Origin of the sequence: Bacteroides fragilis, from assembly GCF_019583405.1 — a bacterium.
GTDB lineage: Bacteria > Bacteroidota > Bacteroidia > Bacteroidales > Bacteroidaceae > Bacteroides > Bacteroides fragilis_B.
This window is the reverse complement of the sequence record NZ_SZUU01000005.1, coordinates 195,177-209,141: the sequence shown is the minus strand read 5'-3', so window position 1 is coordinate 209,141 and position 13,965 is coordinate 195,177. Positions and strand designations below refer to the sequence as shown.

The 13,965-nt window shown below is 42.7% G+C and carries 14 protein-coding genes; 5 read left to right on the top strand and 9 right to left on the bottom strand.

Annotated elements, in window-relative coordinates; all coding sequences use genetic code 11:
* Positions 1–5: 5 nt before the first annotated feature.
* Together FDF36_RS13250 and dut are read right to left on the bottom strand one after the other, a co-directional pair.
* On the bottom strand, positions 6–1,763 hold the full coding sequence (locus tag FDF36_RS13250) for a tetratricopeptide repeat protein (RefSeq protein WP_220391624.1): 1,758 nt from the start codon (positions 1,761–1,763) through the stop codon (positions 6–8).
* A 30-nt stretch (positions 1,764–1,793) separates the two neighbouring features.
* Entirely contained in the window at positions 1,794–2,228 is a 435-nt protein-coding gene (gene dut / locus FDF36_RS13245) for a dUTP diphosphatase (RefSeq protein WP_220391623.1), read from the bottom strand.
* 101 nt (positions 2,229–2,329) lie between these two features.
* Here dut and FDF36_RS13240 point away from each other — a divergent pair, with 101 nt between their 5' ends.
* On the top strand, positions 2,330–3,658 hold the full coding sequence (locus tag FDF36_RS13240; RefSeq protein ID WP_220391622.1) for a deoxyguanosinetriphosphate triphosphohydrolase: 1,329 nt from the start codon (positions 2,330–2,332) through the stop codon (positions 3,656–3,658).
* Here the strand turns inward: FDF36_RS13240 and glsB are convergent.
* From glsB to FDF36_RS13220, 4 genes are all read right to left on the bottom strand, one after another.
* A complete protein-coding gene (glsB, locus tag FDF36_RS13235; protein WP_220391621.1) occupies positions 3,630–4,643 on the bottom strand; it encodes a glycine N(alpha)-acyltransferase GlsB in 1,014 nt (337 codons plus the stop codon). The genes FDF36_RS13240 and glsB overlap by 29 nt on opposite strands.
* Positions 4,644–4,673: 30 nt before the next feature.
* Positions 4,674–5,492: a lyso-glycine lipid O-acyltransferase GlsA gene (gene glsA / locus FDF36_RS13230; RefSeq protein WP_220391620.1), complete on the bottom strand. Its 819-nt coding sequence runs from the start codon at positions 5,490–5,492 to the stop codon at positions 4,674–4,676.
* Positions 5,493–5,757: 265 nt separating this feature from the next.
* On the bottom strand, positions 5,758–6,261 hold the full coding sequence (locus FDF36_RS13225; protein WP_220391619.1) for a DUF4625 domain-containing protein: 504 nt from the start codon (positions 6,259–6,261) through the stop codon (positions 5,758–5,760).
* Positions 6,258–8,417 (bottom strand): TonB-dependent receptor, encoded by a 2,160-nt coding sequence (locus tag FDF36_RS13220; protein WP_220391618.1) that lies wholly within the window; start codon positions 8,415–8,417, stop codon positions 6,258–6,260. Before FDF36_RS13220 ends, FDF36_RS13225 begins: the two co-directional genes overlap by 4 nt.
* Positions 8,418–9,030: 613 nt before the next feature.
* On the opposite strand from FDF36_RS13220, the gene FDF36_RS13215 reads away from it, so the two are divergent.
* Positions 9,031–9,537 (top strand): RNA polymerase sigma factor, encoded by a 507-nt coding sequence (locus tag FDF36_RS13215; protein ID WP_005784022.1) that lies wholly within the window; start codon positions 9,031–9,033, stop codon positions 9,535–9,537.
* Positions 9,538–9,635: 98 nt separating this feature from the next.
* Here FDF36_RS13215 and FDF36_RS13210 read toward each other — a convergent pair whose 3' ends face one another.
* Genes FDF36_RS13210 through FDF36_RS13200 form a run of 3 tightly spaced genes read right to left on the bottom strand, consistent with a single transcriptional unit; the run spans position 9,636 to position 11,432 of the window.
* Complete coding sequence (locus FDF36_RS13210) at positions 9,636–10,181, bottom strand: hypothetical protein (protein ID WP_220391617.1); 546 nt, start codon at positions 10,179–10,181, stop codon at positions 9,636–9,638.
* Positions 10,141–11,181 (bottom strand): 6-bladed beta-propeller, encoded by a 1,041-nt coding sequence (locus tag FDF36_RS13205; RefSeq protein WP_259281443.1) that lies wholly within the window; start codon positions 11,179–11,181, stop codon positions 10,141–10,143. The genes FDF36_RS13210 and FDF36_RS13205 overlap by 41 nt, the downstream gene beginning before the upstream one ends.
* 2 nt (positions 11,182–11,183) lie before the next feature.
* Positions 11,184–11,432 carry a hypothetical protein gene (locus tag FDF36_RS13200; RefSeq protein ID WP_259281442.1) on the bottom strand — a complete coding sequence of 83 codons (249 nt, stop codon included), beginning with the start codon at positions 11,430–11,432 and terminating at the stop codon, positions 11,184–11,186.
* A gap of 526 nt (positions 11,433–11,958) precedes the next feature.
* Here FDF36_RS13200 and FDF36_RS13195 point away from each other — a divergent pair.
* From FDF36_RS13195 to rsmH, 3 genes are all read left to right on the top strand, one after another.
* Positions 11,959–12,459, top strand: coding sequence for an HU family DNA-binding protein (locus FDF36_RS13195; protein WP_220391615.1), 501 nt, complete (start codon positions 11,959–11,961; stop codon positions 12,457–12,459).
* Positions 12,460–12,565: 106 nt separating this feature from the next.
* Positions 12,566–13,018, top strand: a complete 453-nt coding sequence (gene mraZ, locus FDF36_RS13190; RefSeq protein ID WP_022012506.1) for a division/cell wall cluster transcriptional repressor MraZ — start codon at positions 12,566–12,568, stop codon at positions 13,016–13,018.
* Between the two features lie 20 nt (positions 13,019–13,038).
* The gene (gene rsmH / locus FDF36_RS13185) at positions 13,039–13,953 is read left to right on the top strand and encodes a 16S rRNA (cytosine(1402)-N(4))-methyltransferase RsmH (RefSeq protein ID WP_220391614.1); all 915 of its coding nucleotides are present in this window, start codon (positions 13,039–13,041) and stop codon (positions 13,951–13,953) included.
* The last annotated feature ends 12 nt before the right edge of the window (positions 13,954–13,965 follow it).

Below are 13,965 nucleotides of genomic sequence, written 5' to 3'. Positions count from 1 at the left end.
TCCTTTCATTCCGCAATGTATTTCTTCTTTTCTATTTTCTGTTTAAGTGTTTTCGATTCAGTACCCAGTTCGAGTGCTTTCTTCCAATATTTCAAGGCACCTTCTACGTCACCGGTCATAAAATAGATATCCCCACAATGTTCAAACACCACGCTGCTCTCTTCTTCCGGTTTAATATTCTTGATGGCATCGTCAATATAGATACGGGCCTCAGCATAGTTTCCCTTCTCAAAAAGAATCCAGGCATAAGTATCCAGATAAGTAGCATTGCTCGGTTCGGCTTTTACGGTTTTATAACTCATCTCCTCCGCCTTATCGAGATCCCTGCGCTCTACCGATAAATAATAAGCATAATTATTTAGTGCACCGATATTGGACGGATTGTATACCAAAGCCGAATCATACGCTGCATACGCCTCCTTCATCAACTTTTTGGTATGATATATATCACCCGTAATTGTATAGAAATCGGAGACCATTTGCTTGTCACTCTCCGGAGTGACATGTTCCAGTGCTTTCCGGCTGACTTCCAGTACATCGTCCCAACGTTCGGCCTGATTATATGCAATAGCCAGATAAAAATAAAACGGCAAAGCATCCGGGGTTGCCTCAATCCCCGGCTCACAGATCTTAATCACCTGTTCATAATCATTCTTCCGGATGGCGGAACCTAATAGAGTCATGCGTGCAGCTTTATTGGTAGGATCTATCTGTACTACTTGCTCCAATACCGGAATAGACTGTGCCTCCATCCCTTTGGATAGTAGATACTGTACATAAAGCATCGGAATTTGCACATCATCCATATCCATCTGCATCATCCGGTCAAAGAGTCCGATAACCTGTGTACTGTCTTTTCCCTCCTGTTCGCTCTGGACGATAAACTGCCTCATCACATTCACCTTTGTATCCGAAGGTACTTTCCGGTTCAGTAGCAAAGTATCCATCTGTTGTTCAAACAGTTCTTTCTGTCCGGTCTGCTCGTAATACGAAGCCAATGAAAACAATGCCATCGGATTGTCCGGTTCTGCGGCAAGAACTTTTTTATAAGTATCATAAGCTTCCTGCTTCTTGCCATTCTGCATATAGACATCGCCCAGAATCACCTGATAGCGGTAGTCCATCGGATACTCATTGACCAGGCTCTCTATTTCTTCAAAAGCCTTTTTGTCATCCTTCATTTGCAGATAGATACGGAATTTCTCCATTGTGATCTGCTCATTCTTTCCCATTTTTTCCTCTATACGGTTTAGGGTAGAAATAACTTTGCCATAGTCTTCCTTCTGATTATATAAATCGAGCAGGTTGAACAACGGATCTTGTTTAGCGGGAAAACGTGTCGCCATCTTTTCGAGTATTCCGATCGCTTTTTCTTTCTGATCCTGCTGTTGGTACAGACTGGCCAATGCCTGACTATACCAGTAATTATCAGGAGCATAAGCAACTGCTTTCTCCAATGCTTCCTGCCCCTGCGGCACTTGTTTAAGAAAAAGATAATACTGGGAAATCTCGTATAGAGCTGCCGAACCGGTTGGATTAATAGCCAAACAATGTTGTAACAGGTCGAAGGCGGCCGTATACTCCTTTTTCACTTTCAGGCGCGATGCTTCAAGAAAGAAATAGTCATATTTACGTTGCTGCTCCGGAGCGAGATTTATTTCCTGAACGGCAACTTGCTCCGATTGTTTCTGCACCTTGCGGGATGAACCGCAGGAAGCCAATAGAAGCAGCAGCATTCCGAAAAGCAATTTATTTATTTTCATTTTATTACAATTATTGATTCGACCGAACATCTATCCTCTTCCGGTGTGTCCGAAACCACCCGCACCGCGTTCCGTTTCGTCCAGTACCTCAACTTCTTTCCATACAGCTTGTTCGTGGCGTGCAATGACCATCTGTGCAATACGCTCCCCATCTTCTATGACAAACGTCTCAGCCGAAAGATTTACCAGGATTATGCAAATCTCCCCACGGTAATCTGCATCAATTGTACCGGGAGAATTCAGCACAGTAATCCCTTTCTTCAAAGCCAGTCCGCTCCGAGGACGAATTTGCGCTTCAAATCCCTTTGGAAGAGCTATGAACAGTCCTGTAGGAACCAGGCAGCGTTGCATGGGAGCCAAAGAAATAGGTTCGGAAATATTAGCGCGGATATCCATTCCTGCAGAAAGTTCGGTCGCGTATGCGGGAAGCGGGTGCTTCGATTTATTGATTACTTGTATGTTCATATTCAGTCTGTTTACTATTTAACGGGCGAAAATACGCAATTTGAGCCTAAAATTCATACTTTTGCAGTTAAATAATGTGCAAATACCAAATTGTAAAGATCATGATGGACTGGAAAAGATTGATTTCAGCTAAGCGTTTCGGCATGGAAGAGTTTCACGAAGAGCGTCAGGAAAATCGTTCGGAGTTTCAGCGGGACTATGACCGTCTTGTCTTCTCCGCCCCTTTCAGAAGACTTCAGAACAAAACCCAGGTTTTTCCGCTTCCGGGCAGTATTTTTGTTCATAATCGACTTACACATAGCCTTGAAGTATCTTGTGTAGGACGTTCATTAGGCAACGATGTATCGAAAGCGATGCTTGCCCGGCAGCCCGAACTGCAAGACTCCTTTTTGCCTGAGATCGGTTCCATCGTTTCTGCCGCCTGTCTGGCGCACGACCTGGGTAACCCACCTTTCGGTCACTCCGGTGAAAAGGCCATTTCTACCTTCTTTTCAGAAGAAAAAGGAGCACAGCTCCAAGAGAAGTTCTCACCGATGGAATGGGATGATTTGACACATTTTGAGGGGAATGCAAATGCGTTCCGGTTGTTGACACACCAATTCGAAGGACGTCGGAAAGGCGGATTTGTCCTGACTTATTCAACTTTGGCCTCTATCGTAAAATATCCTTTTTCATCGAGTCTCGCAGGAAATAAATCCAAATTCGGATTCTTCACCACCGAAGAAGAAGGATTTCGCCGTATCGCAACGGAACTGGGTCTTATTCAACTCAGCGACCGTCCTTTAAAATACGTACGTTACCCGTTGGTCTATCTGGTAGAAGCTGCCGATGACATCTGTTACCAGATGATGGATATCGAGGATGCCCATAAATTGAAAATCCTTACCACAGAAGAAACTAAAGAACTGTTGTTGGCTTATTTCGCAGATGAACGCCAGGCACGTATCCGAAAAACATTCGACATTGTCAAAGATACGAACGAACAGATAGCTTACCTCCGCTCATCAGTTATCGGGTTATTGATAAAGGAGTGCACCCAGGTATTTTTAAATAACGAAACCGAAATACTTTCAGGGACCTTCGAAGGAGCCCTGATCAAGCATATATCAGAACGTCCGGGAAAAGCATACAAGCATTGTTCGGAGGTATCTTTCAGCAAAATTTATCGTTCACGGGACGTACTGGACATTGAGTTAGCAGGTTTCCGAGTCATCAACACGCTTCTTGAGTTAATGATAGATGCTGTCACTTCGCCGGAGAAAGCCTATTCACAACTGCTTATTAACCGTGTATCAGGGCAATATAATATAAAAGCGCCTGCACTCTACGAGAGAGTACAGGCGGTGCTCGATTATATTTCGGGCATGACCGATGTCTTTGCCCTGGATCTTTATCGTAAAATCAACGGGAACAGTCTTCCTGCGGTGTAACTACTTTCGGTGTGAAAACTTTATTCACCCCGGAAGTTATCTGGCAATCTTCCGGATCGTTCTTCACGAACGATTCGATGTGGCGCATCCGTTTCTCTTCAAGGATTTCGTCAACGGCAATCAGGATACCGGTCTCTTCTACATCTCCAAAACCATAATTGATGGCCGTGCCAAACATACGCATGGTCGGACTGAGACTCATATAAGCATTCACTAACGGTGGAATATTAAAACCGAGTTTACGAATCTCACCGTTCAGTATCCGGTAGTCATCCTTAAACGAATCTTTGCAGAAAATCCTTGCCAATTCAGCCTCATCCGTTTCCATTTCAAGTGGTTTCATCGGAGTAATAAGTCCGTCTTTATCTCCAAAATGCTTCTTCAGGAAGTAAAGGATCATATCTCTTCCCTGGCGGTGATAACTGGGATACATGGTTACTTTACCAAAGAAATATTTTACATTCGGCATCACCACTGTCAATGCCCCCAATCCGTCCCATAAATTATCCAAGGCGAATAATCCCTTGCTTCCGGCACGGGTTGACTGATATTCCAACGTAACGAACGAACGCCCGAGTTCAATAGTCGTAGGCAAGAACTCCTTCACGAATTTATCTGAAAAATTAAACATATGTGAAGTAGCGAGAATCGGCGCACCATGCTCATCAAAACGCACGTCTGTCCCCAGAATGTACCGATAACCTCCTAAAATCTCTTCTGCTTCAGGATTCCAGACAATCAATTGTTTATACGGATTCTCCATGGTGTCATACTCATCGATATCCATTGACAATCCCGTACCGCCTCCCGCTGCCCGAAAAGCAATCTCACGCAGACGTCCGATCTCCCGCATAATATTGGGAGAATCCTGATAAGTAATAATGTATATCTGGTTATTACTCTTATTGGTCATACGTAGCCGCTTGTCTTCAGTCAACTCAGCTTTAATCAGCTCCTTGCTTACCGGTTCAATAACTTCTTCCATATACTTTGTTAGTAGTTGTTCCTTAATCTGTTACAGTTTATACACGATATCTTTCACATACTGTGCCCACTCTGCCGGAGTTTTCGATTTATCGAAAGTCTGCCATGGAATGGGTTTACCGAAAGTGACAGTAAATGTTTTATGACGATTTTTCAGCATCTCGTCTGCCAAATAAAGCATAGCAATATTAAATTTGATCCCCAGTGTCTTACAGACATTAGCCAAATTATAAAAGAAATCAGAATTACGACCCTCAAAATGAACAGGAACTACATCACGCTGGAACTGGACACTTTTTACGATAAACGTTTTCTTCCAATCAGGGTCCCGGATCACTCCATTCCGACGCCGGGAGCAAAGTCCCGCAGGAAACATAATGAGTTGGTCATCCGACTTGAATCCGGCCTCTACCATCTTAGGAAAATCTTTTGCCTGTTTGCCTGTTTTATTAATGGGAATGCACAACGGTGCCAAGCCACGAAGGTTCATCAGCAAATCATTCACCAGATACTTCACCTTCCCATCGAAATGACGTCCCAAAATATATCCGAGAGAAACACCGTCTTGTCCTCCCAGCGGATGATTGGACACGAACGTATACAAACCGTCCTTCGGAATATTTTCCAGACCTTTTACCTCCAACGTTGCATCTAAGAATTCAAGACAAGCCTCCAGAAAATCCACTCCCACTTTATCTTTTGAGTCACGCAGAAAAACGTTTAGTTCCTCTTGATGAACGATCCTCTTCAGATAGGAGACGACAAACTTTGGTATGTACTTGTAGCGCTTCGGAGCTTTCGTCTGAAGTATCTTATCAATATCTATTAAAAATAAAGAGTCGTCAGCCATTCTTTTTAGATGAAATGATTGCGCAAAATTAACTGTTCTTTTTTATTAATTGCAATAAATCGGTAGAAAATACAGATTTTGTCCCATCAAAAAAGGGAAAAAGAGGGCGTTTATCAGAAAAAGAGGATAAAAAAAGAGAGGTGAGGATGCTAATTATCAAGCAATAAAGGGCGACACACAAAAGAGGGCCATACCCAGAGATGAGATTTTCTAACTCCTCATCCACCGGTATGGCCCCACTCATATTCAGGCTCAGGTATTCTATTTAATCATGGTGATCTTCATCATGGTGGTGTTCTCCCTCTTCACCTCCTTCCACGCTTAACACAATATTACGTACTACGTAAGTTTCATTACCCGACCGATCTAAACAGTAAACCATCAAGTGATAGTTTCCCGGAGTGGCATCAACCGGTATTTTAATATCATGGTTATGCACGTATGCATCTTTTTGTCCGGCCTTATCCGTATAGGTCCTTTCAAATGTAAAAGGCTTGGTTATTCCCGCTTCCGATGCCCTGGTATGCGAATGACCGTCAAAGTTGTTGTGAATATTAATCTTATAGGAAGCAATCGCTTCATTATCGTGAAGATTCATCTCAAAATGTACTCCATGAGAACTTCCGATCCTTAATATAGCGCCTTCTTCAGGTTCCAGCAGATCAATGACGGGTTTTATCGTATCACCTTCGTCTTCTTTAGAGCATGACACGAACAGAAAAGAAAAAAATAAGATACTGATTATTGACAAATAATTTTTTGTTTTCATTTTAATAAACTTTTAAATGGTACTTTAATTAAAATCTGAAAGTTCCGTCCCGGTTCGGGGATTTCTACTTTCCGGTAAAAACTAAGATGATTAAAGTATTTGGCACCGGATAAATTCCGGGCTGATAAAGTCACCTCGGCCCATATACCCCCTATCCGGAGGTTGGCAGATACTCCGACATTCAACAGCTGCGCTCCGGGAGTGGGATCTTCATTTCGTGCCACCCGGTGTTGTGCGGCAATATGCTGTACCTCACCATAAATGCTGAACTCTTTATATCGCCACGTCAGTGTATTGCGGAGTGAAGCAGGAGGCGAGAAACTTAGAGGAATATGTTCATCGCAATTATAAGTATAGACATATTCTCCACTGACACGATAGTTAAAGTGTCGGAGGAAGTCAATGCCCACTGCAGCCTCACCGCCCGCAAACAGGGCTTCCGCACCGGTGTACCGATAAATCTGTCCAGCATGGGGCAGTATCGACCATTCTCCGGTAGGCCGAAGAAAAATATAATTGCTGAACCAGCTGACAAATGGTGACAAACTTACCGACAACGGCCCATTTTCATAGGTATATGAAACATCAAACTGCCAACCGCGTTCGGAAGCAAGCGCTGCATCTCCCTGTTCATGCCGGAAAGTGCCGTGATGAACTCCGTTCGATGCCAATTCATTGGCTCCCGGCAACCGGAAGCTATGGCCGACATTTACCTGAAGCAGATGACCTCCGGAAGGACTCCATACCAACCCCAGTGAACCGGAATAATCGCCAAAATGGCGACGAACGGGGTAACTACGCCATTCATACTTTCGGATAAATTCATCATCATAACCCTGCTCCCGCAGATATATTGCCAAGTAAGGGTCGGTATAAGCGGATGCATCTATCTTTCCGTAATCATAGCGAAGTCCTCCACTGAAGGACAGAGTGGGTCCCGGACGATAAGTGGTCATCCAGAAAGCCCCTGTGGTGAATCTCCGGTAAGCAGGCAAAAGAAATGAATAACCGGCAATCATATTCCTCTGATATTGTACATCCCATCCTGCCGTGTGTTGCCATACGGCAGAAGCAAACAACTTCAGCTTAACAGCAGAACTATAAGTGTTCAACGTAAAAGCCAGTTCCTTATCCGGATCTTTGTCCGGTACAGGCTGAGCATCATAATGAGTATGAAACCGGCTCCACTCCTCGCGATGATTCTTCTGAAAGCCAATATCCCACGTCAGCGCCCATTTATCGTACAAAAGGCTCTGCCGGGTAGAAACTTTCAAGTGATTCACCTGGCTGTACGGAAGTTCTATGTTACGGCTGTCCCCGTCATCCTGCAAACGCGACACATCGGGAATGCCATGTGCACCGGGAAAGAACCCTGTTTTCTGAAAAACATTACTCACCGAATAAGAAGAGACATACCGTTCTTTTCTAAATCCGGCAGCCCAACTGACATCTCTCTCAAAACCGGCTGTATTTTTAAGCCTTCGGTGATAAACAGGCATACGTTGGGTGAGGTAGACAATAGTATCCGTCGGAATACGATAATCCCCAAAGTGCTGTTCCGAATACCTTGCCCAGGTATACCAGGCATCTTTTTTGACCCCAAGCATCAGTGAACCTCCCAATGTACCGTTGACGGATTTCCCCAACAAGCTCGCTTCACCGAATAACCGGTTACCCGCAGGCAATGGTAATGGAACAAGTTCAATAGCCCCTCCCATTGCATCACTGCCATACAATAAGGAAGCAGGACCTTTGCGAATACTTACCTGACCGGCATTAAATGCATCCAGCTCGAGTCCATGATCGGCTCCCCATTGTTGTCCCTCCTGCTTAATCCCATTTTCTACAACCGAAATCCGGTTGAATCCCATTCCGCGAATCATAGGTTTAGAAAAGCCCGAACCGATATCCATGGAATGTACTCCCGGAAGTGTTCCAAGAGTTTGTATCAAGTTCCCCGTGAAGTGTTCACGCAGAAACTCTTTCCCTACCACCTCCATACGCCATGTGGAGTTCTTATTCTTCAGATGCTGATAACTCTCCGTCACCACCACTTCAGATAAGGACACGGCTTTCAGTGAATCGGGCTCTTGAGCATGCAAGGTAGAGATTAAACATAACCCTCCCAGCATACCCGAAAAAAATCCGATACGCATACTTAAATCGTCTTAGTTAAATAAAACAGAGTAAGAAGACAAACGGTAAATTAAATCCAGTCTGCCTTCGCAATTTAAACGATATGATAAAAAACAAGAGGAGGTCCGCGAAGATAATGCGGATAGAAAGCGATAGAAAGCTTTTTATCCTGAAAAGTTCCACTCTCCCATTTTACGTAAAGGGGCGTATAAGTCAGAAGAGTAGAAGGGGTCTCAATAAATGGGGAAAGCATAAACTGACAGATGGGACAAGTCTCACATGTGTGATGGGACTTTCCGGAATGTGCGTCTGTACAGGTTATCGAAGTTTCTTCGGAATGATTATGAAAAACCTTCACGACAGACAAGGGCATAAATGTCATCAGTAACATCCATGCAAGCCAAATCCTATGTCTAGTATTTCTCTTCACACCCATTCATATTTAAACCGACGCAAAGATAGAAAACTCAGCGTCCCAAAAACACCCAAAAACTATCAAAATACACCCAAAATCTATCATTTGACAGTTTTTACCCTGTTTAAAGCTTAATTTTCCCCCGTCACTGTCTAAAAAATGCCGTAAACTTGCATCATCGAAAAACAACGAATATTCACAATTTAAAAAGCAACGTTATGAAAAGTTTAAGCTTCAGAAAAGATTTAATTGGAGTTCAGGAAGAGCTACTTCGCTTTGCATACAAACTAACAACCGACCGTGAAGAAGCAAACGATTTGTTGCAGGAAACCTCTCTTAAAGCGTTAGATAACGAAGATAAATATACTCCCGACACTAACTTTAAAGGATGGATGTACACCATCATGCGCAACATCTTCATCAATAATTATCGCAAAGTAGTACGCGATCAGACTTTTGTAGATCAGACCGATAATCTTTATCATCTGAGCCTTCCGCAAGAATCAGGACTCGACAGTACCGAAAGTCGTTACGACTTAAAAGAGATGCACCGCATCGTCAATTCATTACCCAAAGAATATAAAGTGCCTTTCTCTATGCACGTTTCCGGATTCAAATACCGTGAAATAGCTGAGAAACTGGACTTGCCGCTCGGGACAGTAAAGAGCCGTATCTTTTTCACCCGCCAGCGTTTACAGGAAGAACTGAAAGACTTTAGACAATAGGCCACATACATTGTCGATTTCTATAAATCATTTTAGTGCAGATTTTTAGTTGTGTATCAAGGAGCAGAAAGAGAGTGATTCCCTTTCTGCTCTTTTTATCATTTCACACAAGATTCAACAAACACTTTGACAGCTTGATTATCTATTCCGGTAGTTGGAATTAATGCCTTAACAATGCGATTATCAGCATCCAGACGCAATAACATTGGCGTAGGAACATATTTGAGTTCTCTCCTTATCAAATCTTTTGTATCTATATAAATAAATCCATGATACTCATTAAAGCGCTGCACAGATGCCAAATCTGAAATCATAGAACCAATTACCTTCACATACTCCTTTCCTTTCTTTTTATCTATACTATTAACAATAGTAAACCCTGTTTTAACACAGGTACCACAATCGTGATAGTTAAATAAAAACAGAACTTTTTCATGCGATATGTCATCAGACAGAATGGAATCAACACTATTTATTCTCTTACCCACCAGCCAAGCAATATCCTTCTCTATCAGGTTTTGAACTCTTGTTTGTTCCGATATTAGCTTCTCCGCATCAGAGCTTTTTACCCCACTACAACTAAATGTAAGCAACACAAAAACACTAATCGGGAACAGGAAAAGCCAATTTTTCAATACGTTCATTACTATAATTTGTTGCGAAAATATAATCAGGAGTAACACAGAAGGAGGTATAAATCTTACCCGGGAGTACATAAATAGCATCCAACTGCAACTTAGGCTCTGTTTTCAAGCTCAATATCTTATTTACGCGGAACCCTCCTCTGTCCCGATCTTTCAATTCCGCACAAAGCAGATACAATTTACCATTCATTGCGTAAGCATCTGAAATAAAAACATAATAACTCCGCGGATCATAGGGTTGACTCTTTTCGTAAGCCAAATTCTCTTTTATTAAAGAAATGGATGCCAGATCGAAAGAATCCTCTTGCCTATTGGATAATAAATCATATTTTCCCAATAAGGAAGAACTTCTTGTAATACCATACAACGAAGAGTCATCCCTCACTAAATGTCTCTGATTTAGCGAAGCGTTTCTTTTAACATCACCAAAATCATGAACATCTCCCGCAAAAACAAGTGCAGACAAATCACCCCTCTGCCAGTTTTCGGCACTCTTCATATAAAAAGTGGAATCAGTAACTGAAGATAAAAAAGCAGTGTCCTTATTCATAAAAAAACGATACGAGTTTGCAGCAGGGACAGAAAAAGAGGATATGAATTCTGAATGAACATATTTTTTCACGCTCACGGTACCCCCATCCAGTATATAGACCGTATCCTTCTCAACATAAAGCCCTACAGGCCGGGCCAGTTCACCGGGGCCTTCTCCGGGCTTCCCAATCAAACTGAAATCAGAAAACTCCAAATCCATGGAAGCGACATCTCTCCGCGCCTCGTCTAATACATAAATTTTACCATCCTGATATTGCATTGTACACACCTGAGAAAAAAATGAAGAATCAGGATAACTCTTTATATAAGAAACCAGTTCACATTTCAGCATTTTCTCGGAAGAATCGGTCGCATGCCCGCATCCCCCAAACAACAGTGCCCAAACCGGAGCCAATAGCAAAAAGCCTATCAAACTCCTCCTATCTAAAACTTTAAACAGATTATCCATGATCAACATTCTGTTTCTTTACCGTCACATTCCACCCAACGAATCTCTCTGATAAAAACAGTCCCTTTCGTCTTGATTCCCCGCTTACAATAGTCGGCGCCCCAGCAAGTAATACTGCCGTCAACATTCCCTGCCCAATCATAACAATAAGACGTAATCTTACAAGCTCCCGCAAGTGAAAGTTCAGTATCCCCGGGAGTTTCAGCCTCAATCATTGCCATCGCCTCTATAGCGGCAAGTCGGATCTTCATTTTTTATTGGTAGAAGTAACTGAGATCCACACGTTAACAAAAGAGACAGTAGCAATAAGTACTACAATCAAACTAAAAATGTTCCGTTTCATAATTATTTTCATTATAAGTTTATTAAAAAGCACAATATTCATATAACGTTTTGCAATATATGAATATTTTTATTAAAGCACAATCTATTTTATATTATTTTTTTAAATATACGGCTGAAACTACAAAATAACACACAAAACCAAACCACCCTCCAGACCAACTTCATAAAAAAAGCCCCCAAACCAACAAAAAAGCGCACAATAATACCTTTCTCACTTGTGCATCTCCATACTTTAGCATATCTTTGCTTAAAATTTATGACATAAAACATCCGGATGTTATACATCAAAACACCCAGATCTTTTATATCAGAACATCCGGATGTTATCTATTAAAACATCCGGATATTTTTAAACATAACTTATAGATGTTATATACCTATATAATAAGAGACAAAAAGGAAATATATTCATATTAAAAACCTAAAATACGAATGTCCATCAACTACGCAGTCACTAAGAAAGTAGACAAAAGTAAAGGTGTCGTCAAAGAACGATATTATGCCACAACACGAGCTTTACAGAAAAAGCCTGTAAACAGTGTACAGATTGCTAATCAGCTCGCAGAAAGAAGTTCTCTTCAAAACGGAGACGTACTCTCTGCACTTACTCAACTATCGGACATTATTGCCGCCCACTTGAAAGAAGGCCGTACCGTTTCTATCGATGGATTGGGCAATTTTTATCCCAGCATCACCAGTGAAGCGGTGGATAAACCGGAAGAATGTACCGCCAACAAAGTATGGGTATCCCGCATTTGCTTCAAAGCCGCCCCGACTTTCCTGAACAACGTGAGGAAAACCGATTTTGTCAGCCTGCAACTAAAATACGGACGGAAGTCCACAAAGCCACAAGACAGCTCCGGGAAGGACACAATCGACTCTATCCCCCACCAGCAAAGCATCTCCGAACATAATTCATTATCAGACGAATAAGCAATTAACAATCGGTTGAAAACTTCTCCGAAAGTTTTTGGTGGAAAATTGTGGGGAATTGTGGGGAAATACCTACTTTTACGGTCGCTTATTATAATAAGGTGAAATGATACGTTTTTTAGGCAATATTGAAGCTAAGGCGGACGCGAAAGGAAGAGTTTTTATCCCCGCCCAATTCAGACGGCAGCTACAAGCCGGTTCTGAAGACAAGCTCATCATGCGCAAAGACGTATTTCAAGACTGCTTGGTACTCTATCCGGAAGAAGTCTGGAATGAAGAGCTGAATGAACTCCGGCAACGACTAAATAAATGGAACGCTAACCACCAACTTATCTTCCGCCAATTCGTCAGTGATGTAGAAATTATCACGATAGACGGAAACGGGCGGATATTAATACCCAAACGCTATCTGCAAATAGCCGGTATACAAAGCGACGTGCGCTTTATCGGTGTAGACAGCAAGATAGAAATATGGGCTAAGGAACGTACGGAAATGCCCTTTATGGCCCCCGATGCATTTGGTGCAGCCCTGGAGGAAATTATGAAAGAAGAACGGTGAACAACGAACAAAGAGGTAAAATGAAAGAAGAAGAAACAACATATCATGTACCGGTACTGCTGAAGGAAAGCGTAGATGCCATGAATATTACCCCGGACGGGACGTATGTAGACGTTACCTTCGGCGGGGGAGGACATTCCCGCGAAATACTTTCGCGTCTTGGAAACGGCGGACACCTGTTGGGTTTCGACCAGGACGAGGATGCCGAACGTAACATTGTAAACGACCCGCACTTCACTTTTGTACGGAGCAATTTCCGTTATTTGCATAATTTTCTGCGCTACCACGATATTGAAGGAGTAGATTCCATATTGGCTGATCTGGGGGTATCTTCACATCACTTCGATGACAGCGAACGGGGATTCTCTTTCCGCTTTGACGGAAAACTGGATATGCGCATGAATAAGCGTGCAGGCATCACAGCGGCCGATGTGGTAAATACATACGAAGAAGAACGCCTGGCAGATATTTTTTACCTATATGGTGAACTGAAAAACAGCCGCAAACTGGCTTCCGTCATAGTCAAAGCACGCAGCGGACAGAAAATAGAAACGATCGGTGAATTTCTTGAAGTAGTGAAACCGCTTTTCGGACGCGAACGCGAAAAGAAAGAATTGGCAAAGGTGTTTCAGGCACTCCGCATTGAAGTAAACCAGGAAATGGAAGCACTGAAGGAAATGCTGATGGCAGCAACAGAAGCATTGAAGCCAGGAGGACGGCTGGTGGTAATCACCTATCACTCTTTGGAAGATCGCATGGTGAAAAACATCATGAAAACCGGTAATGTAGAAGGTAAAACAACGCAGGACTTTTTCGGCAACCTGCAAACTCCCTTCCGCCTGGTAAACAACAAAGTAATTGTGCCCGATGAAGAAGAGATAGCACGCAATCCCCGGTCGCGCAGCGCCAAGTTGAGAATAGCCGAGAAGAAGTAAGGGAACAGAGTG